Consider the following 24,880-nt stretch of genomic DNA (forward strand, 5'->3'; position numbering starts at 1 on the left):
CCTTTAGCAGACGTATGCTCGAGCATGGGTCAGAAACCACTCCCCGAAAAAACATGCCCGGTTTGCAGGCGCCCGTTCAAGTGGCGACGCAAATGGGCCCGCTGCTGGGACCAGGTCACCTACTGCAGCGAGCGCTGCCGGCGCCATAGAAATCAGCCGGAAGAGGTACTGCGATGACAACCGTCGCCTGGTTCAAGCGCGACCTTCGCGTGGACGACCATGGCCCCCTGCATGATGCGGCCGCTGAGGGCGTGATCCCACTCTACGTGGTCGAGCCGGATTACTGGCAGCTTACGGACACCAGCGAGCGGCAGTGGGCTTTCACACTGGAATCATTGCTCGACCTGGACTCAGAACTGCGTGATCGCGGCGCGCCCCTGATCGTGCATCACGGCGAGATCACCGCTGTCCTCCATCACCTCCACCAGCAGACTGGCTTCACCCGACTTCTGAGTCATGAGGAAACCGGTAACGACTGGACCTTCCAGCGCGACCGTGCGGTCGCGCACTGGTGCCGGGCACAGGGTGTCGAGTGGCGCGAATACCGTCAGTTTGGCGTCGTCCGTGGGCCACATGACCGCGACCACTGGGACAATGCCTGGCGCGCCGTCATGGAGGCGCCTGCTTACGCCACGCCCTCACGCCTCACCCCCAAACTGACTGAATGCCCTCACCCTCTGGCGAGCCTGAAGCCACCGGCATTCGGCGATCAACTCCCCTGCCCCGCTCGCCAGCGCGGAGGCATGGACCAGGGCGAACATCTGCTGGCGGATTTCCTCAAACAACGAAGCCGGGGGTACGAGAAGTGCATTTCGAGCCCGGTTACTGCCTGGGAGGCGAGTTCACGCCTGAGCCCACATATTGCCCATGGCACCGTCTCCCTGCGGCGGATCGTCCAGCAGTGCCGGGCGACGGCCGCTGCCCCGGAAATCTCCGGCGCCCATCGTCGCAGCCTCAAGGCCTTCCGCTCACGCCTGCACTGGCACTGCCACTTCATCCAGAAGCTGGAGGACGAACCGGCCATCGAATTCCAGACCATTCACCCGGACCTGGAAGGACTGCGACAACCCGGCAACTGGCCAGAAGCGTTGGAACGTTGGCGAGAGGGCACAACCGGCTGGCCATTGGTGGACGCCTGCATGCGGGCCCTGCACCATAGCGGTTGGATCAACTTCCGGATGCGGGCCATGCTCATGGCGGTGGCCAGTTACCACCTGCACCAGCACTGGCGGGAACCGGCACTGCACCTGGCGCGCCTGTTCACGGATTACGAGCCCGGCATCCACTACCCGCAGGCGCAGATGCAGTCGGGCCTGACCGGGATCAACGCCCTGCGCATCTACAACCCGGTACTGCAGTCCCACAGGCTGGACCCGGAGGGCCGCTTCATCCGGGCCTGGGTCCCGGAGCTGGCCGGCGTACCGAATGAATGGATTCACACACCCTGGGGACTGTCATCCGCCCAGCGCAGCCGCCTCGGTGCGGCGGCCTACCCGTTGCCCCTGATTGATCACGAAGAGGCGGCACGCCGAGCCCGTGCGCGTATCAAGGCGTGGCGACAGCAACACGTGCGCCGGGACATGACGGACCAGGTACTGGCGCGCCACGGCAGCCGGGCTCACCGCAGTCGGAACCGGCCATCCGGGCGTCGCTCACCACGCCAGGCCCATTCCGGCCATACCGGGCAGATGGACCTGTTCCAGTAAGGAGCTGTGCCCCTGCTAAAGGGCCTCAATGTTGAGCAGGACCTCTTCCGCTTTCGCCAGCACCGCCTCGCGCCGGGCTTCACCCTGCCCCTCCCAGTTGCGGTAGATCATGCCCATACGGGGGTTTCCCCGGAAATGCTCACGATGGCGGTGGATGAAATGCCAGTAGAGGCTGTTGAAGGGGCAGGCATCCGGGCCGGTGGTGTCGTTCACGTTATAGACACAGTGGCGGCAGTGATCCGACATCCGGTGAATGTACTTGCCGCTGGCCGCGTAGGGTTTTGAGCCCAGGATGCCGCCATCCGCGTGCATGACCATGCCCTGGGTGTTGGGCCGCTCCACCCAGTCGTAGGCATCCACGTAGACCCCCAGATACCAGTCGCAGATGGCCTCGGGGTGAACACCGGCGAGCAACGCGAAGTTACCGGTGACCATCAGCCGCTGAATGTGGTGCGCATAGGCGTGCTCCAGCGTATTGCCGATGGCCTTCGCCATGCAGCGCATGCGGGTGTCGCCGGTCCAGTAGAACCATGGCAGCGGGCGTGTATTGCCGAGCCTGTTCTCATCCGCATAACCGGGCATCAGCGTCCAGTAGAGCCCACGTACAAATTCGCGCCACCCCAGAATCTGGCGGATGAAGCCCTCAACCGCATTCAGCGGAGCACGGCCCGCGTGGTACTCGGCTTCCGCTGCCTCACAGACCTCTCTGGGCAACAGCAGACCAATGTTGAGGTAAGGCGAGAGCAGGGCATGGAAGAGAGTCGCCTCGTCGTCCGACATGGCATCCTGAAAGTCGCCGAACCACGGCAGTCGATGCGTGAGGAAGTGGTCCAGCGCCCCGAGCGCGTCGTCCCGGGTGACGGCCCAACCGAAGGAATCCGTGCGGCCAACGTGCCCGCTTAGATTGGACTCGACCTCCGCTATCACCGCCTCCGTGGTTGCATCCGGCTCAACCCGGAAGGGTGGAGGAGCGGGCGGCTCGCCCTTCCACTTCTTGCGGTTGGCGGCATCCAGATTCCATTCACCGCCCTCGGGCTGACCATCGACGGTCATGAGCAGGCCGGTCTCGCGGCGGAGCTCCCGATAGAAGTATTCCATCCGCCACTGCTTGCGATTCCGGCTCCACGCCTGAAAGCGTTCAATCGTGGCAAAAAATCGACCGTCGGGACGGATCGTCAGCGGCACAGGCAGTTCCCACGCACGCATGGCTTCGTCCAGACGCCACTCGCCGCACTGCGTGGTCACCACGCCCTCCGCGCCCAGTGATTCCGCCGTGGCCCGAACCACACCTCCCAGGTTTTGGCACTCACTTTCGGGATCGAACACGTGGTAATGAACACGCCACCCGGCCTGCTCAAGCTCGGCCGCATAGTGGCGCATGGCGCTGAAAATCAGCACCAGCTTCTGCTTGTGGTGGTTGGTGTAGCCAGCTTCTTCAGCGACCTCCGCCATCAGGATATGGTCACGCGCGGGATCAGCCTCTGCCAGGGCTGGCAGCGACGGAGTGAGCTGATCACCGAGGATCAGGATAAGATGGCGGGGCGTCCGGTCTGTCATGGGAGTCAGTACGCTGGGCAACGCCCCATGGTTCGCCCCCTACTCCAGGGCGAAGGTAACGCGCACATCCGCCTGGGCCTGAACGTGGCCCGCTTCAAACTCATCCGCTTCACGCGCATCCGCTGCCATCATGCGATGTGGACCGGGCTGAGAGACCTGCTGCTCCTGAATGGAAAGCGTCTGCCCCAGCTCACGGCCGGCGCTGTCCGCCAGTGCCTGAGCCCGCCGGCGTGCGCTTCGAAACGCCCGGGCCAGCGCCTGCTGCTCGGCCGTGTCGCCCTCCCTGAGACGGAAATTCGTGACGGACAGCCGCTGGGGATTCTTCTCCGAAAGCCTGGACGTCCATTCACCCAGTTCCGCAACCGGCAGCGCCATCAGCTGAATACTGCGCGTTGCCTGGTAACCCTCGAGGCTGCGCTCCCCCTCGTTCCAACGATACTGCGGAGCAACCGCCAGGGAGCGGGCCTGGAGCTCGGCACCCTCCGGCAGTGACCCACGCAGCTCCTCGACCAGTGGGTTTACCTTCGCCCGGAGGCGTTCACTGGCCTCGTAGGCGCCATCGGCCATCACCTCAAACCCCAGGCTCAGGTCCGCCAGTTCCGCGGGCAGGCTTATCTCACCCTCACCGCTGACCTCAATCCGGTGCGGGCCATCCGCATCCCTGCCCTCGCTGCAGCCGGCCAGCACAGCCAGTGCCACAATCATTACTATCAATCGACTACGCATAGCCTCTCCTAATGGAATCACTGCTGACCAACCACCGACCGGACCACTTCAGCCAGGCCACGACAGTCCGCCAGCGCCCGGTGGGGCGGCTCAAATGCCGCAATCGCCGAGTCCAGCTCGACGGCGTAACGGCTGCAGAAGATCGTCTCCAGTGGCTGAAGTCGTACCGGATTCTGGCGCCCGACCGCCCCGAAAAGCCGGCGCAGCCAGAAGCCATCAAAGAGAACTGCATCCGAGAAGACATCCTCGCCCCCCAGCCGCTGCTCAAGCTCACGGGCAACCTTCACAACATCCTGCCCTTCGCTGAGCAACTGATCACGGGCAATCCCGTGGATCGCCTCCTCGGCATAGTCATCCCAGTCCTCCCAATCCCCCGCCGAGTCCGGGTTGATCAGGGTACTCCACGCCTGCTCGCCATCCAGAGAGCACCAGGCGATCTCGATCGGATAGGAGTCCGGACCAAGGCCGCTTGCTTCAATGTCCAGAATATACATGGGTAACGCAACTCCCGGGTTCAGTGAGCATTATGCACCAGAAAACAGAAATCATCCGCCCGCCGCAGCTGGCCGGGGTTCAGTCAGGGCGTTACAGTGGATTCAGAAGGCATATCCGATGAGGTGACCATGAAAAAAATGAAGAACGAAAAGGAAATGGTCAAAAAAGCCATTGAGGAAGGCATGAAGTATGGCGAGAACCGGGGCGTGGTGGAATTTGAGGCCACAGACTCGCAGGAGGCGAAGATCGAGTACATCTACCGCCTCCTCGTGCACGACAGCGTGATCCAACCCATTCCGGAAGACCAGATCTCGCAGAAGGCCATGAAGCACAAGCTGGCGATCTGGGCTTCCAAGCTCAAATAGTGCACTGGAGGCGAACACCGGACGTATAGAGTCGATAGTGGACAGGAACAGGTAACGACCCATGCAGAGCGAACGCGCCAAATGGCTGCTTAACAAGGGGATGATCGCCCTGCCCATCATCCTCGTACTGGTGCTGCTGGCACGATGCGGCGGTGAACCAGACGGCGGTAACGAACAGGCATCCGCGGATCCGGCGAATGAGGCCACCCCGGAGCAGACTGACGCCACGGAGGCGAAGCGCGACCCGGAATCCTTCACCGCTGAAGAGATCAAGGCCGCAATGCGCGAGCACATCGAGAACCGCACCCAGATGGGCAACCCCGGCGTTTTCGAGATCACGGATCCGCGCACCAGCCAGACCCTTGAGCTCCGGTTCCAGAAGATCCACGACCCGGTGCGCACCATGGGCGACGGTCACTACTTCGCGTGTACCAACTTTGCCGCCATTGGTGACCCCTACAAAACCTATGACCTGGATTTCTGGCTGCAGGTCCACGGCGGCGAGCTGGTCGTGTACGAGGAAAACGTGCACAAGCTGCCCGTGCATAAGCACGGCGAATGGGTGCAGCAGCCGCGTTACAACTTCGTGGATGACCGCATCAACCTGCTCCGGTAGCCACTATGGATGACCTGAAACTGCCCCTGTTCCTTGGCGGCTTCGCTCTGTTCTTCCTGATCGAGAGCCTCGCGGCCAAGCGGCCCTGGCAGGAACCGCGCGGCCAGCGCCTGCGCATGCATGCCTCCGTGGCAGTGTTCAATACAGTCGTCCTGAAAGTCATCATCCTCGCACCCTTTCTCTACTGGACGGAGTACATCGCCGAACAGGGCTGGGGGCTGGCGCCCATGCTGGGTTACAGCGGCGTCGGCGGCATCGTTGCCACCATCATTGTTCTGGACATGTTCGACTACTGGTGGCACCGCTTCAATCACCGGGTGGGCCTGCTCTGGCGCTTCCACAAGGTGCACCACGTGGATACCCATGTGGATGTGACCACCGCGCTGCGCTTCCACCCCGGGGAGCTGTTCATTTCGTTCTTCGTGAAGCTGGTCTGGATTGCCGCCTGGGGCCCGAGCCTGGCGGCGTTTGTCGCCTTCGAGATCTCAGTCAGTCTGGCCAGCCAGTTCCACCACTCGAACATCGACTTCCCGGACCGCTGGGAGCGCATCCTGCGCCTGTTCATCGTCACGCCCCGGTTCCATACCAGCCACCACACGGTCTCGCGCCGGACGGGGGACGCCAATTTCGCGACCATCTTCATCATCTGGGACCGCCTCTTCGGTACTTACAAGGAGCCGGATGAAGACGAGATGCGGGAGCTCGGCCTGACCGAGGGGCGGGACGACTACCTGTCGTTCGCCACCTGGCTGGCTGAGCCATTCACCCAACGCAACCACAACCAGGATGATCCGGAGCGACGCTCAGCGACGTAAACTCCATAAGTACTTGACGGCAGAGGCGCAGTTTCCAAAAGTCTGAGGTGTATGCTGGCAGGTAGTTTCCACCAACAAGGAGAAGAAAACATGAAACGTTTCCATTCCATCGCAACCGTACTGGCCGTTATTGCAGGCCTTGCCTTCGGAGGCCAGGCGCTGGCATCCAGTCATGGTGACGAACATGCCGGGGACACCGCTGATTCCGAGGAACATGCGAATGACGAGCATGCCGGTGATGAAGCCAAGTCCAGGGATGAGAAGAAGTCCAAGGATCACGACAAATCCAGGGATGACAAAAAATCCGAATCGGACGAACATGCCGGCGAAGAAGCGCAATCAGAAGAGAGTGACGAACACGCTGGCGACTCCAGCTGGTAAATGCTGACGTCGTCAGCCCCCGCGGGCCTATCCATTCAGTCAGGCCTGCCCCTTATTGATCGCCCCCTCCATAGAGTCCTGAACCATGCACACGATCGCCGTCGAACGCACCATCAACGCTCCCATCGACCAGGTCTTCGAGCTCCTGAGTGATCACGCCAACTACAAGCAGTTTGACGGCATCCGTGATTCCCGGCTTTTGAAAGAAGGTAGCGAGGAGCCCAACGGCAACGGCGCCGTGCGTCGCATTGACCTGGGCGCGGTCTGGTTTGAGGAAGAAATCAGCAACTTCAACCGGCCCACAAGCATGGACTACCGCATCCTGCGCTCACGCCCGCCGATTGAGCATGAGAGTGGGCGTATTAGGTTGGAAGAGACTGCTCGGGGCACGAAGGTGACCTGGACGTCGGTATTCCGGATTCGTATTCCGGTGGTAGGGCGTGTCCTGTCTCCGGTTGCCGCCAAGGCCGGAACCAAGGCTTTTGGTAGTATGTTGAAGGCTATTGATCGGAAGCTGACTGGCGGCCCCGGGCAGTGAGAGCTGGCAGAATTACAGGGCTTGAGCGAAAATAAAACCATAAACCAGCCGGTTATATGGAAACCTACGCATGGCTCGAAAAGCATCGGCATTGAATGATCTTCTAAGGATGGCGACTCTGATGCCTTGGTGGGCATCACTCCTATCAGCCCTCATATCGTTTCTTGTGTTTCACGCCCTATCACTGATTGAGATCACTCCCAGCACCACCTCTACACCCAACAACCCGATACCTGTCCCTGATAACTTATCGTGGATCCTCATCGGTGTATTCAGTACCTATCTGCAATATATCGTTCCACTTATTTTCCTCATGGGGATGATTGCCAACCTTGTAAGGCGCGACAAGGGCGACAGGCTGCTCTCAAGAAGTCGTAGGAGGATCCAGAGCAAAGAACAGAAACAAACACCTCCGCCAGTGAACGACCTTTCGTGGCAACAGTTTGAATCTCTTCTTGCAGCGACTTTTCGTGCCCAGGGATATCAGGTGAAGCACTCACTCCCTGGCCCGGATGGCGGCGTTGACCTAACACTGAAAAAAGACCGGACCCATACATTAGTTCAGGCAAAGCACTGGAAATCCCAACGAGTGGGCGTGGCTGTCATCCGGGAACTGTTGGGAAGCATCACGGCTGCAGGTGCAGATAAAGGCATCATCGTGACGTCCGGATCATTTACACCTGATGCCTCTAAGCTTGCCGGGCAAAACGATATTAAGCTGGTAGATGGCCAACAGCTTGCAAAGCTGCTGGAAGCTGAAACCCAACCGGGTGGAATCGAAACTCACTCCACGGTTTCAAAGGCAACGATTGAATGCCCCCGCTGTCAGTCCTCTATGACCAAAAGGATCGCTCAACGTGGCGCCCATGCCGGAGAGCAGTTCTGGGGATGTACGAGATTCCCCCAATGCCGTGGTACACGACCGGTTCAGGAACTCGGGTAGGCTGAAGGTAACCTCTATTGGCAGATCCATACTCAGAAAAAGCCCTGCACTTTTTCAACCAATACCAAAAGCTTGCGTTTGAGGACGTTCACCAGCACTGGCTCGCACAGTTACCTGAATCGCCGGGCTCTGCTCTGGACGTCGGGGCCGGCAGTGGACGGGACGCGGCCGCGCTCGCATCCAGGGGCTGGCATGTGCTCGCCGCGGAGCCTGCTACTGCGCTCAGACAACTTGGCGAAAACGCGGCCCGCCACTTGGCAGTTGAGTGGTGTGAGGATCACTTACCCGAACTGAGCCATGTCCGTACCCTCGATCACCGCTTCGACCTGATCCTGGTATCCGCGGTCTGGATGCATCTCCCTCCCTCTCAACGAAACACCGCCTTCCAAGTGCTGACGGACTTGCTGTCTCCCGGGGGCATCCTGGTCATCACCCTGCGGCATGGGCCAGGCGATGGTGAGCGTGTGTTCTATGAGACGAACCGCGACGAGCTGGAGAGGCTGGCGGAAAGCCAATCTTTGGCAAGCCTTCCGGTGGCTGAGGGGAAAGAAACAGACCGGATGGGCCGCAGTGAAGTGGCCTGGGAAACCGCTGTATTCCAGAACCCGTGACCGGCCGGCAAACCCAGCTATATCCCCACTGCTGGTGTGACGGATCAAAAGCTTCTAACCTGGGCGGTCATCGGAATCCCACGACCAGGCTTTCTGCATGACCGGCACCGAGAGGAAAAGACTGATTACCGGAGGCGATTCCAGCCCCCTCGCCCCGGAACTGAGACAGGCCATCCTGCGCGCGGACGAGATCGACCTTGCCGTGGCTTTCATCAAGTCCTCCGGCTTGGCGCTTATCTTTGACAGCCTGGTGCAGAGGGTCACCGAGGAGCCGCAGGCCAACCTACGTATCCTGACCAGTGATTACCTGAATGTGACCGATCCCGCAGCCCTGCGCCAGCTGATGCTGCTGGCCGAGCGGGGAGCGGACATCCGTGTGTTCGAAGCAACGGAAACCAGTTTTCACCTGAAAACCTACATCTTCGTCCGGACGGAAGATGAAACACTCATCGGTGATGCTTTTGTTGGCTCCAGCAATCTGAGCAGAACTGCGCTCACCAGTGGCCTTGAGTGGAACTACCGAGTCATAACCCCGGATTCAGACTCGGTTGATGGGGCAGGCCCCTTTGAAACGGTCAGACAGGAATTCACCACCCTATTCCATTCAGATGGTACAAAGCCATTAACCCATCAGTGGATCGACCGATACGAGCAGAACCGCCCGGACATTGTTCCGAAGATCGCACCGGGCAGCGATGATCCAGAACCGGAACCAGCCACGCCAACCGATGAGCAAAGCACCGCGCTGGAAGCTCTGAAAGAAACCCGCGCCGAGGGCTATCAACGTGGTCTGGTTGTCATGGCCACGGGCTTGGGCAAGACTTTCCTCGCCGCCTTTGATGCGCAGCAGCTGGGTGCTCACAGGGTCCTGTTCGTCGCCCACCGGGAGGAGATCCTCCTTCAGGCCGAGGAAACCTTCCAGCGCGTCATGCCCAGAACCCGCGTTGGCCGTTACTACGGTGACTCCAGAGACAGCGAAGCGCACATGCTGTTCGCCTCAGTCCAGACGCTGCACCGTGCCTCGCACCTTGAGCGTTTCCCGGCTGACCATTTTGACTACATCGTGGTGGACGAATTCCATCACGCAGCGGCCAACACCTACCTGAGACTGCTCCAGCACTTCCGGCCCAAATTCCTTCTGGGACTGACGGCAACGCCGGACCGCTCGGACCAGTCCGACATCCTGCAACTCTGTGATGACAACCTGGTCTACAACAGAAACCTCTTTGACGGCATCAGCGCGGGACTGCTCTGCCCGTTCAGCTATTACGGAATCTACGACGAAAACGTCAACTACGAGGAGATCCCCTGGCGCAACGGCCGCTTCGACCCAAATGCGCTGAGTACCAAGCTCGCCACGTTGGGCCGGGCAAGACATGCCCTGAACGAATGGCGCGAAAAGGGACTGAAGCGAACACTTGCATTCTGTATTTCAACCCGCCACGCGGATTTCATGGCGGAGCAGTTCAACCGCAGCGGTGTCCCATCAGTTTCGGTGCATACCCGCTCGGACATTGATAGGCATGATGCGATCGAAAAGCTCAACGATGGCTCGGTCAGCGTTGTCTTTTCCGTCGACCTTTTCAATGAGGGTGTGGATGTTCCCGATATCGACACCGTCATGATGCTGCGCCCAACCGATTCAAAGGTGCTTTTCCTACAGCAGATCGGCCGAGGGCTGCGCCGCTCAGACAAGAAAGACCGCCTGGTGATCCTGGATTTCATCGGTAACCACAAAGGGTTCCTGAACAAACCCCAGGCACTGTTCGGCGTGGAGGGAACCGGCAGCAAACTAGCTGAATTCGCGAAAAAGGTGCAATCACAGCAGCAAACGCTTCTTCCGGAAGGTTGCTTTGCCAACTACGACCTCGAGATCCTCAACTTCCTGCAGTCCCTGAACCCAACCGGTATAGAGGACGAATACCAATCGCTGAAATCAAGCATGGGTCGCCGACCAACGCTGCTTGAAGTCTACCGCGCTGGCATCAGCATCTCGAAACTGCGCAAACAGTACGGCAGCTGGTGGGCGTTCATTGATGAGGTGGCGGACCTGGACCAGGAGGAAAAGCAGGTTCTCGAAAAGGCCGCTGGTTTCCTGGAAGCGATTGAAACCACCAAAATGAACAAAAGCTTCAAAATGGTGCTTCTCGACGCTCTGATCGAAAACGACGGCTTCAAGCACCCATTAACCCTCGGCACCATCAGTGAAGCCTCAAGAAACATCCTGCACCGGCGCCCGAAGCTGCGAGCTGACCTGACGGAATCCCACCGCCTGCTGGAATCAGTCGAAGAGACCGAATGGCTGCGCTACTGGCGCAAAAACCCAATAGCGGCCTGGATCGGTGAGAACAAGTCCCAGGAATCGGAAACGCTCTTCACGCTCGAAGATGATCGACTGATCCCTAGACTGACGCTGCCCGAAAGACTTATTCCCGTTCTGGGAACCATGCTCAAGGAACTGGTCGATTACCGGCTCAGCACCTACCAGGAACGGCTGGTACCGGATACGCCGGAGCCTGACAACGTGGCTCCCTTCGGTGATGAACAACGAGGGGCCGACCTGCCCTACTTCCCGAATATTCGAATCGCCTGTGGGCACTTCAAGACAGGCACTGCGGATGCCGAAGAGTACGTGAATCCAGGCGACGGCTACGGCAGGCTCGATCCGAACACGCATTTCATTGCACAAGCTTCCGGGAATTCCATGGATGGCGGCAAAAACCCCATTAGGGATGGCGACTACCTGCTTCTGGAGCGCATCAACCCGACCAATGCAGGCTCGATCACCGGTTCAACCATGGCCATCGAGCGCCAGGATGAAGGTGGCGACAACCAGTATCTGCTTCGGGTCGTCACCAAACAGAATGACGGCCAGTACGTCCTGAGAGCCAACAATCCCGATTACGAAGACCTTCCAGCCGACGAATCAATGCACACATTTGCGCGCTTTAAGGACGTCATTGATCCTTTTGACCTGGCCATAGGCCAAACCTTCATGCGCGAAAACATCCCTCCGCTGTTCGGAGAGACCTTCAAACACGGGAGCTGGAACCAAGGGCATATCGTTCTGCGTGAGCAGGGCGCACACGTTCTGCTGATAACCCTGAACAAGCAGGGCCGCCAGAAAGATCACCGCTACCAGGACTATTTCATCGATGACCAGACCTTCCACTGGCAGAGCCAGAACAGCACCTCTCCAGCCAACCCCAAGGGCCGTGAGCTCATAGAGCACCACAGCAGAGGCATCGACATTCATCTCTTTGTGCGGGAGAACAAACTGGGCCCGGACGGCAAAGCAGCGCCCTTCCGGTACTACGGGAAAGTGAATTACCTGCGGCATGAGGGAGAAAAGCCGATGAGCGTTACGTTTCAGCTTGAGCGTTAAGAGCCGGAACTCGACACTCGGAACAGATTGTTAATCACGGTCTCCCGATCACGCTCAATAAACTGAAAACGAGCCATCTCTCGCGCCGCGTCAGACTCCTGCTCAACGATATAGCGCTCCACCACCTCATCAAACTTCGGCGACTCGAGCAACTTCAGAGCCATCACATAATTGGCATTCGTGGCAGGCGTTTCTGAGCTCTGCTCTACGCTGTCCACGACATCCGAATAGCACGCCTTTTGACCGCTATCGTCGTCGCTGGCTGCCTCTTTCGCCATACACCAGTAAAGGTGGTTGTCGGGGGTTGGCTGGACTTCGTACAAGCGCTGGGCCTGAGCGGCAACGTCATCGAGTCGCCCCATTTCCAGCAGGATATTAATTCGCGCATTGTGAGCAGGAACAAACGCCTCATCTTCTTCGAGAGCTTGCTCTGTAAGCTTCAGAGCCTCAGTGAAATCGGCATTGCCCGATGCCCTTGCCCCTGTTGCCCGGGCCTTCTCAACCAATTCCTCAGGGCTCTCTGCCGCAGAGGATGAACACCCAAGCATGAGCGGTACCACCAACACAGCCACCCACATGAAAGATACCCGGCCACGACTCATCTGGCGTTCACTCCTCTAAGCTCGACGACCGTTTCCGCTTTTCTCGGCATCGGCGTCACTGTGCCGACACCGCTGTCAAACCAGTAACTGGCCTCGATACGAAGGGAGTAATTCCCTGAATCGTACGCAGGAGGCGTATAAAGCATCACGGAACCAATTGGTGCGTATCCATTCTCAGGCCAGAGAGCATGACCTTCCCGCTTGAAACGCTTACGGGTAACGGTTTCATTCCCGGACAGAAGCATCACGCTTCCGTAGAACTCAAATGCACCTTCGTATTTCGGCAATTCCATGGCGGGGGTGAAGCCCATCGCCGTCACAAAGATATTAGTGCCTCTCGCGACGACGGAACCCTTAATAAAGAAGTTCCCGTTAACGCCTATGCCTTCCTGAGGGAGGTAAGCAGCCTTCTTGATAACGTACTTTCTTGATTCAGGCTCGAAGTGATGGTGTTTCTTTTCATCCTGGGGCGACAATATCCATTTCGTCATAACGGCTTCCCTTTTTGCGCATTCCCTGCAATCTACTTGAGCGACCCTACCACATTCGACGAACTCTACATCATCCTGAAGGGTGTGGATGAAATGTGGATGGCCAGAAACAACAAAGCCCGCACGAGGCGGGCTAAGTCTTTGATATTTGTGGTGCCCGGAGGCGGAATCGAACCACCGACACGAGGATTTTCAATCCAGAGAGAAGACACCACGAAAAACCATAATCCTGCACAGTCAGGTGCTTAGCGAAAAAGGGCACCTCGCAGAACCACTGTAAGCAGCAGTTATGTTGACACTTCGTGGACACTTAATCGGAACCATAGGCCGCTCGTTAGCGGCGAACAAAGCAGCCTATGACGGGGCTGCACCCCATGGTTTTTCGACGTTGAGTATATTTAACTCGCCACGGATCAGGAAAGCAGTTGCAACATCCAGTTCCACAGTGGATCCATTGCCCTGGGAGCGGTAATGGTAATCACCATGAGGCCGAGCGCACCAGCTGGTACACCAACAGCAAGTCCCGCGCACCAGGCGGATACATTCGATCGGGACCACCCGGCTGATGATCGATTGGACGCTGGCCGATTCTCCGGCCATCGGCTGCGTGGGATGATATGGCTTTCTGCAGGGTCAAGCAGGTAATCTTTGGCCGGTTTCGGGCTTGCCTTCGCGTTTTTCTCCATGCGACGTTTCTGATCTTCTTGGAAATACTCTCTGTCCTGTATCCCCATTTCCCTGTACCTCACTCCTTATCTAAAAACAACGCGCGCACTTCCACTCTATAACGGCTCTATGATTGATTCATCATCATAGTCCGGTTTGTTCATCTTAGTCGTGACTGGCCAGCTATCCAGCCGCGAAGGGTCGAGCCTCTTGGCGACCTGGCGAACTTGGTCACGGCTGGTGATCTCAAGGCTCAGCCAATCCCAACGGCATTCAGGATCCAGGACCACAGGCTGACGGTCGTGAATGTGGCGCAGGTTCGGAGCAGCAGGCTCGGTCAGAATGGCGGCCGATAAGTTGGGTTCGATATCCCCTGTATAGATGCCGGCGAAAAACAGGACGTCATTACGGCCGTTGGATGGGTCCGTTATGTAGTACGGCTGTTTACCCTGGTCTGTGGTCATCCATTCAAACCACCCATCAGCGGGGATCAGGCAGCGGCGATGAAGGAACGCATCAGCAAAGTACTTGCTGGTTGCCACCGTCTCGGCTCGGGCGTTGATGGGCCTCGGCGCCTTCTCCTCTGCCCAGTCCGGTTTATAACCCCACTTAGCGAAGCCGAAATCTATTCCGTCATCTCTCTGCCTGACAATACTGATCGCGCTACCTGGTGCGGTGTTGTACCGCGCGTGAACATTGCCCACGGACATGCTGATACCGAACCAGGTTCTCGCGATCAGATTTCTTGGGGTATACAGGGCAAAACGGCCACACATTGAAGCCTCCCCTATGGACGTAGGAAATATCCTACACGGAACTCAGAGATCGCCCATAGCGCCGAGAAAGCACCAGGCGCTATCGTGCCCATGACTCAGGACGAGTCACCCGCGTTGCACGGATGCAGCAGTTCCTGCCAGAGCGGGTGCGCCACCTGCTCAGTGGTGGGACTGCCAGGGAGAGTACTGGTGCTTAGTGATAATAAAAGCTAAAAATTAGCTTCTTGGTTTTGGAAAGAATCAATCTGACTGGTTATATTGTTAACATAATCTTTATAATCGTCTTCTAGCATACCGATCCAATCCCAATCTATAATCCCCGTTAGATTAATTGCGATAAAAACCCATAGGTATTTTGTTTGATAATATTTATGCCGCTCTTGTGCTTCAGGTATATTCTTTAAACTCTTAATCTGAAAGTGCATTAAAAATATAAGTCTTCGAATTTCATCTTCTCGCAGTTCCGGATTGATCTCGTCACCCTGAAGATCACTGACTGGGCGTATCCTCGCTAAAAAGTCTAAGTCATGGCTTTTGGCGAGTATTTGTTCTAACGATAGGTGGAGAACTGAATCTCCTAACGTACATCGAATCGCCCAATCTTTTATGCGGGCGAACTCACTCTCGATATTCTGTATTACAGACTCACAGTCATCGATTTTGGCTTTTGTCTTGAAGTGTTCAGCTTGGGAGGATGATGCCTTGGCAGTTTCTGAGAGTTCTGCCCTTGTTAAGCGGAGGTCATCTTGGGAAATCCTTAGAGATTTGCTTTGTAATACCACCGTTAAAAGAATGGCGAGAAGACCTAAGAAAGATAGTATTGGGCTTAGAGTGCCTCCAATATAGTCACCAAATTCAGCCCATCGCTGATGTTCATGACTTAATTCGAATGGAAAATTCCAAGCGTAAAAAACAAAGGTGGTTGCTATGGCAGCTGCTGCACTCCAAAATATAGCTTTGAGTGAAAAAACAAACTTTCTATCAGTGATAGGCATAAAAGATATTCTGTATATATAAACCAAATGTGAAAAGTTATTTAATGCCGCTTTTTGCTTCTTCCAAAGTTACAGCTATACGATAATTTTCTCGTCCTAGGCCTTTCTTTTTCTGACTATTGTTTTTTTAATGCAATTCTTTGAACCATGGTTTCATGCCCTTTATCGGTCATTTTCCAAAATAGTGCCTTGGAACCACTTGTGGTCTTAGCATATTGGACTTTAACCAAATCAAGTGCCATAAGTTGGATTTTAATCTGTTGAAAGCATTGGTCGTCTATATCTTTATTAATGCATCTATTTCCAGTTTTTCTAAATGCACGATCCTCAATTGTGCGTTTAACTCGTATATCGTTTGGCGTTTCCATGAGGTATGGAGAAATGAATGAGAATATTTCGCCCCACGTCAACTCCACAGACCACTGCTCACGAAGAGACCCTCGTGTAGGAGTGTGCTCCCCAAAAACAACAAACGTATCGTCTAGATCTGCTAGATTTTCAACTTTTACTTTCTTGGCCTTAGGTGCTTCGTTTATTTTTTCCCTTAGTTCGGCATTTTCTTTTGATAGCTCGCTTACTTGTTGGTAAAGGGAGTCCGGTGCTGCTTTGTCTGCTCTGATCCAGCCAATCGCAGGGTGTGCTTTAATTGTTTTTGAAAGGCTTAGCGCAACTAATCCTGGCAATTGATCTGCATTATCCCAAAACTTTACAAGCCTTCCTTTACTGACTTTATCCCTAAACTCTTCTAAACGTTGTGCAAGCTCGTCATTTTGGTCTGTTTTAGATGATGCAATTTGACCTGGGTCTGAATGCAACAAAGCAATTACTGGAATATCAGACTCTACGGCATAGTCATATTCCTTTTCTGTGTAACTTAAGCCGTTCTCGTCAGTGGAACCATATCGCCCCCCAATTATAAGGAGGTAATAGTCGCAGTCATCAATAACTTTTTTTATGAAAGCTAGTTGCTCTTCATCAGTGGCAGGAAAAATTTCCATGCCTGCTGGTATACAGTCCATTTCCATCAGTGACTGAATCACCTTCTGTCGCTCGTTTGCCAAATCGGCGTATGTCGAGCTCACAAATACTTGGTAGCGTTTATCCATAAGTGTCTTTCTTCGTTAATCTTGCCGAACACCCAGAGAAGTCACTTCTCCTCTGCTTCCCTAAAAACCTTCGCCAGTACCCCTTTGCACGCTGGCCGTTTCCCTCTTGTCCTTGTTATTCCCTGGGCTTTCCCTGATGCCATCTTTGTCGGATTGTTGCGGCTAACCGGAAGCCTCTCCGTGTCCGAGGTCGTTATCACCTCTTACTCGCTCGTCGTGGGGACTTATCTGTCCTGACTCCGGGAGAGTTTTTCCTGTCGTTAACCAGTATGCGAACTGCGGGAATGCTTCTGCGAACCCCTCGATATCTTCTTCATTGACTCGCCGGCGCCTTGCGCGGACCGAGTTCCACTTCTCTCGATCGATACCTGTCAGATGTTCCATCTCCTTAGATGTGACACCACAAGTATTAAAGAAATCTATAAGGCGCTCGCGAATCATTTAAATCCACTATTTGTATGGAGTACAAATACTCCTTATATTTGTAGATAATGCAATGCACATAGTGCCACGCATTCATGTTTAATAGTGTAGCAGAGTGGTTAAAAGTGGACGAGCAGAAGCAAATTGTGATGATCCCGGTGCCGGTCATGAGCAAGGAACGATTTGCGGAGATGACCGGGCTCAGTGAAGGCCAGGTCCGCGGCATGATCGAGAAAGGCCACCTTCCCTCGATGAAGTGTGGCAAGGCCCGGATGGTCAACATCGCCCGCCTGTCCCAGGAAGCCATCAACCTGGAGGACTGGACGGCATGAACCCCGCGACTCACGACCCCGCCCAGCCCGATCTGATCGGCTTCACGGCAATGGAGGCCGAGAACGCCGCGTTCCTCAGCCGCGAAGACGTACAGAAAGCGCTGCGCTCCAACAACGGCCGCCCGGTTCGCCTGAATCTGTCCGTGAATGGCGTTCGCTGGCGCGCTGTGCGGGGCGATTGGTCACTGAAGGGCACCAGAGACAAAGGCTACCCAGTCGTGTGGTGGCACATCTTCCAGGCCGATGACCCTGAGCGCGGGTTCTTCGTCACCGTCTCATCCGCTACGTGCGCCGATTGGCTCCGGCAATGGTTCCGCAACGCGATTCACGCGAAGACCCAGCAGTGGGCGCAGAAAGCCACCAACCAGGAGGAACTGGCATGAGCCGGCCAACACACGCGACCGGGAACCCACAGCTGTATCTGAAGCAGGTCACCCGGCAGGCCCGCCACGTCATGGACCTGTGCCACCAGGGTAAACACGAGGCGGTTCGCATCCAGGAACACCGCCTCGCCGGGCTGGTCAGTGCCGCCATGACGCTCAAGCCCGAATGGCATGAACCGCTGCTGGGCGTTGAAAGGGTCGTCTTCGAATACAGCCTGAGGCCCTGCCACAGCGTCAGCCCGGAAGCGTTTCTCATCCACCGGGCCTGCACTGCGTTTTCCGCCCTATCCAACCAACAGGAGGCCGCATGAGCCGCCGAAAGCAAAGCGTCCGCCTTTACCTGGACGTCGACACCTATCGCCAGCTGCTGGTCCAGGCCGCCAACACCCAGGACGTGAAAACCCCGTCCGACTACGCGGCACAGCTGCTGGCTGAAGGACTGAATCACAGAGCTGGAGAAGAAGCACTGAGACAGAAAGCTGGGGAGTCTGCTGCCAATGAGTAGGCCCGTAAGAGCTGCCCCCGTCATCCGTCGCCGTCGGTACCAGGCGCCCGACCCTGGATTTGGACAGGGCAAGGGGCGCCCGAAGGGCGCAGCGAAGCGGCCCTTGCGCTGTCCAAAGCCTGGGTCATCTTGGCGCCGCCGACGGCAGAGGATGACGGGGGTAGCGACGCCTGCCCCTTGATTCCCGAGCCCGAGGTCCCGGACCGGCGCCCGCAGGGCGCCCCCGAGCAACCGGACTCCCCGGAGTCCACAAGTGAAAACCGCCGCACAAGCGGCCAAAAGCTGGAGAAAAAACCATGTCCAAGCAACAACTCACCATCACCGTCATCGGTGCGCGTCGTTTCGACATCGACGGCAACAAGATCGGCCAGATTTTCACCATGGAACCGGCCGACCCGGACGATAAGGACCGCATCGGAAACGACGTAATGAAATGGGGTTGTGATCACGCCCTGGTCGAAAAGATCGAACAGTACGAATCCGAGCTGCCCTGCGAGTTCGACGCCGAAGCCCTGATGAAAGCCGGCGGCGGACAGAAGGCACAGTTCAAGCTGCTCAGTCTGGCCAAGCGCCAGATCACCGGCAGCAAATCCAGTGGCGCCAGCGGCGGCAGTCAGTCCGCCCAAGCGAGCCAGTAACGGATAGCGAAACAGCAGGGGCGCAGCGATGAGCGAAGGCAACCAGGAACCGGCCTACCAGTACGTGAAGGTGTGCGCTGACACGGCTGGCCAGGACTGCATCTGGACGACCTATCACTCCACGCTGCCTCCGCTGTCAGTCGGGGACTCTCTGGAGATCCTCGGTGCCTCCGCCCTCGTGCTCGCGGTCGCGTGGAGTGTCGGAGTTACTTACCGCGTGTTGTTCTACAAAACCCGATAGAAAGGAGGTGCCTTATGCGGGCAATCAAGCGCACCGCTGCGGCGGTATCCACGGCAGCCACTTCGGCGGTTGTCTCCATGCAGGCAGCGGCCAGCGATGGCAGCGGTGAATCCACCCTGGATACGGCGTCCATCGTCGATCATCTCAGCGGGACCGTCACCGGCAACATCACAACCATTGGTGCCGCGATCCTCACCGTCGGTGGGGTGGTGTACGGCATCGGCGTTCTCCGCGGCTTCCTGAAAGCCTGAACGCACAGGCCCCTTCGGGGGCCTTTTCGTTTCAATCGGTGGTAGTGGAAATGGAAGGATGGTTGATCCTGATCGTTGGCTATTCGGCGCTTTACTTGCTCTTCTGGCACTCGCGTTAGCGGATACCCCTGACGCTCACGCCTCTGATATTCAAACCCGCACGGAAGTCCGGGCGCTGCGCACGCTCGGTAAAAACGCTCAGGCTACCGCGCTGGAGCTCAGTGCCGACCTCAAACACAAGAATCTGCCGGGTAAGCGGTCTATGTATTCCACTGTTACCCGCGCTGTGCCTGTGACACGAGTTCGCAACCTTGCCGTTAAATCCGTTGCTCGTGGGCGCATTCACCCGGCCATGATCGCGGCCACCGTTGCTGCTGGCCTGATTATTGATAACGACACGGGTGAGATTCTCAGTGAATCGGATCCGGAGCAGGTACCGGTAGGCAATATGACGTCTGTTCCTGGGTCTGAGACTCAATTTATAGAACCGCTTGATTCCTCAGCATCCAGTTTGAGTGTTTCTTACACGCGTGAGGAAGCGCACGAGAGGTTTCTCGATGTGTACGCAAAAGGATTGCCGTTTCATATGTGTTACGGGAAAAACCATTGCCATGAACTTAAATGTCCTGCTGGTTCTTCTGGTGTTTTTGATCCTGAGGCTGAGGAGGTCGGGTGTTTAGATCAACAGAATGTTCCGGACAAAGTACAGCGTCCGGCGACTGATGAAGAGCTAGAAAAGCTGGATGAGCCGATTGCTGATCGGTCGAAACAGCTTGTTCCCTGGATTGCTGAGGATCCCCAAGGCGAATGGAAGAAGAACACTGATGCGGATCCTCGTATTGAATCGGACGAAGGTATCCCGGAGCCGTTGCGCCGTGCGGCTAAAAAGGATGCCGACAATATAACAGCGGACGAAAAGGGCGAAGAAAGACCCCACCCGGACCAAGAGACCGAGCCGGAAACCGCCGAGGATGAAATTCTGGATGAAATGGATGGCGGTGATGGCGATTCCCTGTCCTTTCCGGAGAAGCCGGAGCCGGAATGGAACGTGAACATGTACGGCCCGGACGACCTGGAAGAGAAGGACGTCAACGTCGCGCCCGCACAATGCCCTGAGCCTTACAGCTTCACCCTCAATGTCGGCGGGATCGTCCAGGAAGAAATCACGATCCCTTACACCGAAATCTGCACCTTTGCCGAGCGAGTGAACCCCTTCTTCCTGGCCGGTGCCTGGGTGCTGGCCGGTTTCATCGTGATCAGGAGATAACGCCATGTGGGGAATTGTCGTCAGAATCCTGCAGGTGATGTCCGGCTTCTTCATCGCCTCACTGATCGCCCGTATTGCCGGGCTCGTTGTCTGGTCCGGCGTGTCCATGGTCCTGGTCGATTACGTGATGGAGCAGATCGAGAGCGCGGCCTCCGGAGCGCCTCAGGAATGGCTGCAGATTGCGGCGTTGATGGGGATTTGGGAAGCGCTCGGGATCATCATCGGGGCCTGGGCGTTTCGCCTGATGCTGGATCAGTTCTCCATCGGTCCCAGTGCGGCGATTACAGGGGGCAGCTGATGCAACGGATAGCTGCCTTTGATGTGCTGCGCGGGCTGGCGCTGCTGCTGATGATCCTGGATCACGTCGTGGTCGTTTTCGGCTGGGCGGATGAGATCCGCCATCTCACCCGCCTGGCAATGCCCATGTTCATGGTGCTTTCCGGGTATCTGTTCCGGTACCGGCTGGGCCGGCGTTACGGCCAGGTGTGGGTGGCTGCCCTGGTGTCCTGGCCGGTTGCCGTTGTGCTCGACGTCGCGGCCGTTCCCATCCTGGTGATTTATGCGGCGTTACTGCCGCTGCTGCTGCTTCCCATCCATTGGGTGTTGATCGTCGCCGTGGTCGGTGCCCTGCAGCTTTATAACTGGCCCATCTCGTGGCAGGGCTACCAGCCCGGTTATGTATTTGTGTTCCTCGCCCTGGGCCGGCTCTTTCGCCAGGTGCCACGCAATGCCCGCCTTCCGGTGGGGTCGTTCGGCGGTCCCCTGGAATGGATGGGGCGCTATCCCCTTGTCCTTTACGTCTCGCACCTGTGGGTGCTGTTCGCCATCCAGGATATCCAGGAGGTGATCCGATGATCCGTCTGATTACCGGCGTCCCAGGGGCAGGGAAAACCCTGCGGGCGATTCACTACGTCATGGAACACAAGGAACGGGCCGAAAAGCAGGGCCTGCCGTTTCGCTGCGTGGGCAATGTCGATGGCGCCGATCCGTCGATCATGGGGCCCATGGAGCATGAATGGTACGAGTACGACGAGCACACCCTGGTGGTGTTCGACGAGGCACAGAAAACTTTCCGCCCGGACTCGCCCCACGCCAAGGCGCCTAAGCGCATCACCGAGCTGGAAGAGCACCGGCACAAGGGCATTGACCTGATCCTGGTCACCCAGCATCCCAAGCTCATTAACCACCACGTGCGGCGCCTGGTGGGCAAGCACGAACACATCACCCGCAAGAATAACTTCGGCTTGGTCAACGTCCACGCCATGGACCGGGCCTTTGATGTGGAGGACCGCCACGAGCTGCACGATGCCGATGTGACGCCCTGGAAGCACCCGAAGAAGCTGTTCGACCTCTACAAGAGCGCAGAGGTGCACACCGAAGTGAAGGGCCTGCCCCGGTCCGTGAAGGTTGGTGGCGGCATCGTCGTCGGCGGGATCGGGCTGATCGTGCTCCTGGTGAACAGTTTCGCCAGTTCCTTTGCCCAGCAGGGCCAGGCGGCGGAAGCGGCCGTTGAAGCCAGCACGGATACCCCGGAAGCGAACGTCCAGGAAGTGGCCAAGGCTGAGCCGGCCGAACAAGACCGGGGAACTCTGGCGGTTGGGGGCATGTGGACCGATAACCGGTGCCGCCTGGTGGATGAAAACGGCCACGTCATTGATACCGATTACAACACCTGCCGCAACGCGGTAGAGCGGGGCCTGCCGACGCGCGTCCGCGCGGACCCAACGTAGTGGGTGCGCGCGGGCGCGCGCCCTGAGACGTCCCTGTAGCACGTCTCACAGTCTTTCTCTGAAAGCCAATTAAGACCACAGGAAACCACATATGACCATTAAGGATTTTGAACGCCTCGACGTGAACACCGGAGAACTTGGAACCGGTCGGCTGTTCGTTGGTCCCGATGGGTCCCAGCTCAACCTGGACCGGGTGAACGTCCTTTGGGCCGGGACTGACACCATCCGCCAGATGTTCGAAGGCCGGCCGGAAGAACACCAGTTCCACGAGATCGCGGACGCCTACGAAGCCGGTGTCGGTTCAACCGTCACCATTGACGGCTATGCGTTCGCTGTCAAAAGCGGCAAACAGGGTGGCTTCAAGTACATGCTCCAGAACAACCAGCTGGGGCTTACGCTGCTGTACAAGCACTTCTACGCCGAAGTGGATGCCATCTCGACGCACCTCAAGATTGAGTGCTCGCCCCAGTGGCTCTATGAACGCGACAAGTACCAGATCAACGACGAGCTGTTTGAATGGGCCGGTAAGCTGCTGAAGAACCCTAAACCCAACGCCGTGGCCGTTCACCTGGCCGTGGACTTCCAGGGCTGGGAGCCGCCCCAGGACTTCGACAGCCACTTTGTCACCAAGGCCCGCCGGGTCCAGCGTTACGACGGCATGGCCGAATTCCGCTTCCAGGGCTGTGACAGTGCCATTGTCCATGGCCGCGGGACGTCGTTCACCTTCGGCAAGGCCAACAGTCTCCAGTTCTGCCTTTACAACAAGTCCGAGGAAGTGGACGTCTCCGACAAGCGCGACTTTATGGAGTCGATCTGGCGAGCGGCCACCAATGACGACACCTTCCCGGCAACCTGCTACGACGAGGAGGCGCCCGTCTGGCGGCTGGAGGTGCGATTTCACCAACGCATCATTAACGAACTCTGGCGGGGGACTGACGCTGTCGGGCCCATTTACACCTATCTGGAAGCGGACAAGCACCTCACGGGGCTGTGGCAATACGCGCTCCGGTCGAACCGCTATGAGTACCGCAAGGACTGGGTCCACCCGATCTGGACCTTCCTCCGCGATGAAGTGAGCTTCGGCCACAAAGCCCCGCCGATCGCCTACAAACGCGAAAAAAAGACCCCGGGTTGCGGCAACGAAAAGAACGTCGCCCTTGCCTTCGGCAATCTGCTGAGCATTTATGCGCGCAACCGGTTCAACGCTCAGCAGGCGTGGCACTGCCTTAAGAAGTCCGGCTTATGGCACGACCTGAAAGCCTACTACCGAAGGCGTGAGATCACCGAGCGAATGCTGTACGAGATGGTGCGTGATGGACTCACACAGCGACGGCTGCAAGGGAAAGTGGCGGCATGATCCGGAAGCTCAAAAACGGCCGATGGGAAGTCGATCTCTGGACGAATGGCCGAGGATCGAAACGGATCCGCAAACGGTTCGATACCAAGGCAGAGGCAAAGCGATTTGAGCAGTACGCTCTCGGGCGTAGTGCGGAACGGAAGGACTGGAATCCGGCCCCGGATCGCAGACACCTTTCAGACTTGGTTGAGGAATGGCATGACGCCAGCGGCTATCGGTTAAAGGATGGCGTAAAGCGTAAGCGCAAGCTGGAGATGATAACCAGGTTGCTGGGAAACCCCAGGGCGGACCGTTTCACGGCCAGTGACTTTGCCTCATTCCGTCAGAGGCGCATCGAGATTGACCGCGTGACGGAAAACACGGTCAACCGGGAACAAGCTTACTTGAATGCCGTATTCAATGAGCTGGCGCGCCTGGGCAGTTGGGATAAACCGAACCCGATTCGCCATGTTCGCAAGTTCAAGATTGACGAACAGGAACTGGCCTTCCTCACCCAGGAGGAAATAAATCGGCTCTTGGTGGAGTGCCGCGCCTCATCGAATCCGAGTCTCTACACGGTGACACGGCTTGCGCTTGCGACGGGTGCCCGCTGGTCAGAAGCGGAAGGCATTACCAGGGGCAACCTTGCGCCCTACCGGGTGACGTTCAACTACACCAAGTCTGGCAAGTCACGAACGGTCCCGATCCCGAAGGCACTCTATGAGGATGCAATCCAGGAAGTGCCATTTGAAAGTAAGCGTTCATTCCAAGACGTGGTAGACCTACGCCAAGCGAGTTGATCACTTCACTTCATGAAGCGGTTTCAGTAATTCCGGCGAGACCTTGTACTGCTTGGTCCCGTCTTCGGCGAGCACGATCACGCTCTTGCGGTTGATCTTGGTGACGATGCCGAACGCCGGTCCCTCGCGAGTCTCGAAGGTCACCTTAAGCCCGACCCGCAGCTGGCTCAGCGCCTGCAGGTTTTCCTGCTCTTTGAGTT

Annotated in this window: 31 protein-coding genes; 22 read left to right on the forward strand and 9 right to left on the reverse strand. The window is 57.2% G+C overall.

Annotated elements, in window-relative coordinates; genetic code table 11:
• Positions 1 to 24 precede the first annotated feature (24 nt).
• On the forward strand, positions 25 to 177 hold the full coding sequence (locus CK501_RS15830; RefSeq protein WP_095618713.1) for a DUF2256 domain-containing protein: 153 nt from the start codon (positions 25 to 27) through the stop codon (positions 175 to 177).
• The gene (locus tag CK501_RS15835) at positions 174 to 1,706 is read left to right on the forward strand and encodes an FAD-binding domain-containing protein (RefSeq protein WP_095618714.1); all 1,533 of its coding nucleotides are present in this window, start codon (positions 174 to 176) and stop codon (positions 1,704 to 1,706) included. Before CK501_RS15830 ends, CK501_RS15835 begins: the two co-directional genes overlap by 4 nt.
• A 15-nt stretch (positions 1,707 to 1,721) precedes the next feature.
• Here the strand turns inward: CK501_RS15835 and CK501_RS15840 are convergent, their stop codons facing one another.
• The 3 genes from CK501_RS15840 to CK501_RS15850 are packed head-to-tail and all read right to left on the reverse strand — an operon-like array spanning position 1,722 to position 4,483.
• Entirely contained in the window at positions 1,722 to 3,263 is a 1,542-nt protein-coding gene (locus CK501_RS15840; RefSeq protein ID WP_095618715.1) for a cryptochrome/photolyase family protein, read from the reverse strand.
• 39 nt (positions 3,264 to 3,302) lie between these two features.
• On the reverse strand, positions 3,303 to 3,989 hold the full coding sequence (locus CK501_RS15845; protein WP_095618716.1) for an SIMPL domain-containing protein: 687 nt from the start codon (positions 3,987 to 3,989) through the stop codon (positions 3,303 to 3,305).
• 17 nt (positions 3,990 to 4,006) lie between these two features.
• Positions 4,007 to 4,483 carry a 3'-5' exonuclease gene (locus CK501_RS15850; RefSeq protein ID WP_095618717.1) on the reverse strand — a complete coding sequence of 159 codons (477 nt, stop codon included), beginning with the start codon at positions 4,481 to 4,483 and terminating at the stop codon, positions 4,007 to 4,009.
• Positions 4,484 to 4,612: 129 nt separating this feature from the next.
• On the opposite strand from CK501_RS15850, the gene CK501_RS15855 reads away from it, so the two are divergent.
• The 8 genes from CK501_RS15855 to CK501_RS15890 all read left to right on the forward strand — a co-directional run bounded on the left by CK501_RS15855 (position 4,613) and on the right by CK501_RS15890 (position 12,138).
• Positions 4,613 to 4,849 carry a DUF5062 family protein gene (locus tag CK501_RS15855; RefSeq protein WP_095618718.1) on the forward strand — a complete coding sequence of 79 codons (237 nt, stop codon included), beginning with the start codon at positions 4,613 to 4,615 and terminating at the stop codon, positions 4,847 to 4,849.
• Between the two features lie 61 nt (positions 4,850 to 4,910).
• Positions 4,911 to 5,465 (forward strand): hypothetical protein, encoded by a 555-nt coding sequence (locus CK501_RS15860; protein WP_095618719.1) that lies wholly within the window; start codon positions 4,911 to 4,913, stop codon positions 5,463 to 5,465.
• A 5-nt stretch (positions 5,466 to 5,470) separates the two neighbouring features.
• Positions 5,471 to 6,280, forward strand: a complete 810-nt coding sequence (locus CK501_RS15865) for a sterol desaturase family protein (protein WP_095618720.1) — start codon at positions 5,471 to 5,473, stop codon at positions 6,278 to 6,280.
• Positions 6,281 to 6,370: 90 nt separating this feature from the next.
• Positions 6,371 to 6,661, forward strand: a complete 291-nt coding sequence (locus CK501_RS15870; protein WP_095618721.1) for a hypothetical protein — start codon at positions 6,371 to 6,373, stop codon at positions 6,659 to 6,661.
• Between the two features lie 85 nt (positions 6,662 to 6,746).
• Positions 6,747 to 7,199, forward strand: a complete 453-nt coding sequence (locus CK501_RS15875) for an SRPBCC family protein (protein ID WP_095618722.1) — start codon at positions 6,747 to 6,749, stop codon at positions 7,197 to 7,199.
• Positions 7,200 to 7,269: 70 nt separating this feature from the next.
• Entirely contained in the window at positions 7,270 to 8,142 is an 873-nt protein-coding gene (locus tag CK501_RS15880) for a restriction endonuclease (RefSeq protein ID WP_095618723.1), read from the forward strand.
• 17 nt (positions 8,143 to 8,159) lie between these two features.
• Positions 8,160 to 8,753 (forward strand): class I SAM-dependent methyltransferase, encoded by a 594-nt coding sequence (locus tag CK501_RS15885; protein ID WP_095618724.1) that lies wholly within the window; start codon positions 8,160 to 8,162, stop codon positions 8,751 to 8,753.
• A gap of 97 nt (positions 8,754 to 8,850) precedes the next feature.
• Positions 8,851 to 12,138: a DUF3427 domain-containing protein gene (locus CK501_RS15890; RefSeq protein ID WP_095618725.1), complete on the forward strand. Its 3,288-nt coding sequence runs from the start codon at positions 8,851 to 8,853 to the stop codon at positions 12,136 to 12,138.
• Here the strand turns inward: CK501_RS15890 and CK501_RS15895 are convergent.
• The 5 genes from CK501_RS15895 to CK501_RS15910 all read right to left on the reverse strand — a co-directional run bounded on the left by CK501_RS15895 (position 12,135) and on the right by CK501_RS15910 (position 16,774).
• Positions 12,135 to 12,740, reverse strand: a complete 606-nt coding sequence (locus CK501_RS15895; RefSeq protein WP_095618726.1) for a hypothetical protein — start codon at positions 12,738 to 12,740, stop codon at positions 12,135 to 12,137. The two genes, CK501_RS15890 and CK501_RS15895, sit on opposite strands and share 4 nt — an antisense overlap.
• Entirely contained in the window at positions 12,737 to 13,231 is a 495-nt protein-coding gene (locus tag CK501_RS15900; protein ID WP_095618727.1) for a hypothetical protein, read from the reverse strand. The genes CK501_RS15895 and CK501_RS15900 overlap by 4 nt, the downstream gene beginning before the upstream one ends.
• 782 nt (positions 13,232 to 14,013) lie before the next feature.
• Complete coding sequence (locus CK501_RS15905) at positions 14,014 to 14,673, reverse strand: SOS response-associated peptidase (protein WP_095618728.1); 660 nt, start codon at positions 14,671 to 14,673, stop codon at positions 14,014 to 14,016.
• Positions 14,674 to 14,882: 209 nt separating this feature from the next.
• Positions 14,883 to 15,668, reverse strand: a complete 786-nt coding sequence (locus CK501_RS16775) for a hypothetical protein (protein WP_143421467.1) — start codon at positions 15,666 to 15,668, stop codon at positions 14,883 to 14,885.
• Between the two features lie 116 nt (positions 15,669 to 15,784).
• The gene (locus CK501_RS15910; protein ID WP_095618729.1) at positions 15,785 to 16,774 is read right to left on the reverse strand and encodes a DUF4062 domain-containing protein; all 990 of its coding nucleotides are present in this window, start codon (positions 16,772 to 16,774) and stop codon (positions 15,785 to 15,787) included.
• A 590-nt stretch (positions 16,775 to 17,364) separates the two neighbouring features.
• On the opposite strand from CK501_RS15910, the gene CK501_RS15920 reads away from it, so the two are divergent.
• The 12 genes from CK501_RS15920 to CK501_RS15975 all read left to right on the forward strand — a co-directional run bounded on the left by CK501_RS15920 (position 17,365) and on the right by CK501_RS15975 (position 24,680).
• Positions 17,365 to 17,529: a DNA-binding protein gene (locus CK501_RS15920; protein ID WP_198949564.1), complete on the forward strand. Its 165-nt coding sequence runs from the start codon at positions 17,365 to 17,367 to the stop codon at positions 17,527 to 17,529.
• Entirely contained in the window at positions 17,526 to 17,912 is a 387-nt protein-coding gene (locus CK501_RS15925) for a hypothetical protein (protein ID WP_095618732.1), read from the forward strand. Before CK501_RS15920 ends, CK501_RS15925 begins: the two co-directional genes overlap by 4 nt.
• The gene (locus CK501_RS15930) at positions 17,909 to 18,223 is read left to right on the forward strand and encodes a hypothetical protein (protein WP_095618733.1); all 315 of its coding nucleotides are present in this window, start codon (positions 17,909 to 17,911) and stop codon (positions 18,221 to 18,223) included. Before CK501_RS15925 ends, CK501_RS15930 begins: the two co-directional genes overlap by 4 nt.
• Positions 18,220 to 18,417, forward strand: a complete 198-nt coding sequence (locus tag CK501_RS15935) for a hypothetical protein (RefSeq protein WP_095618734.1) — start codon at positions 18,220 to 18,222, stop codon at positions 18,415 to 18,417. The genes CK501_RS15930 and CK501_RS15935 overlap by 4 nt, the downstream gene beginning before the upstream one ends.
• Before the next feature lie 296 nt (positions 18,418 to 18,713).
• Positions 18,714 to 19,055 (forward strand): hypothetical protein, encoded by a 342-nt coding sequence (locus CK501_RS15940; protein ID WP_095618735.1) that lies wholly within the window; start codon positions 18,714 to 18,716, stop codon positions 19,053 to 19,055.
• 255 nt (positions 19,056 to 19,310) lie between these two features.
• Positions 19,311 to 19,547, forward strand: a complete 237-nt coding sequence (locus CK501_RS15950) for a major capsid protein (RefSeq protein WP_095618737.1) — start codon at positions 19,311 to 19,313, stop codon at positions 19,545 to 19,547.
• 58 nt (positions 19,548 to 19,605) lie between these two features.
• Entirely contained in the window at positions 19,606 to 20,814 is a 1,209-nt protein-coding gene (locus tag CK501_RS15955) for a virulence factor TspB C-terminal domain-related protein (protein WP_095618738.1), read from the forward strand.
• A gap of 4 nt (positions 20,815 to 20,818) precedes the next feature.
• On the forward strand, positions 20,819 to 21,112 hold the full coding sequence (locus CK501_RS15960) for a DUF2523 family protein (protein ID WP_095618739.1): 294 nt from the start codon (positions 20,819 to 20,821) through the stop codon (positions 21,110 to 21,112).
• Entirely contained in the window at positions 21,112 to 21,669 is a 558-nt protein-coding gene (locus CK501_RS16780) for a TraX family protein (RefSeq protein ID WP_143421468.1), read from the forward strand. Before CK501_RS15960 ends, CK501_RS16780 begins: the two co-directional genes overlap by 1 nt.
• On the forward strand, positions 21,666 to 22,544 hold the full coding sequence (locus CK501_RS15965) for a zonular occludens toxin domain-containing protein (RefSeq protein ID WP_158223137.1): 879 nt from the start codon (positions 21,666 to 21,668) through the stop codon (positions 22,542 to 22,544). Before CK501_RS16780 ends, CK501_RS15965 begins: the two co-directional genes overlap by 4 nt.
• A gap of 91 nt (positions 22,545 to 22,635) precedes the next feature.
• Positions 22,636 to 23,901, forward strand: coding sequence for a hypothetical protein (locus CK501_RS15970; protein ID WP_095618741.1), 1,266 nt, complete (start codon positions 22,636 to 22,638; stop codon positions 23,899 to 23,901).
• The gene (locus tag CK501_RS15975; protein WP_095618742.1) at positions 23,898 to 24,680 is read left to right on the forward strand and encodes a phage integrase; all 783 of its coding nucleotides are present in this window, start codon (positions 23,898 to 23,900) and stop codon (positions 24,678 to 24,680) included. The genes CK501_RS15970 and CK501_RS15975 overlap by 4 nt, the downstream gene beginning before the upstream one ends.
• Here the strand turns inward: CK501_RS15975 and CK501_RS15980 are convergent.
• Positions 24,681 to 24,880, reverse strand: a 200-nt coding sequence (locus CK501_RS15980) for a hypothetical protein (protein WP_095617590.1), incomplete at its 5' end; no start/stop codon positions are given.

The organism is Halovibrio salipaludis, assembly GCF_002286965.1.
In the GTDB taxonomy this organism is placed as follows: Bacteria; Pseudomonadota; Gammaproteobacteria; order Pseudomonadales; family Oleiphilaceae; genus Halospina; species Halospina salipaludis.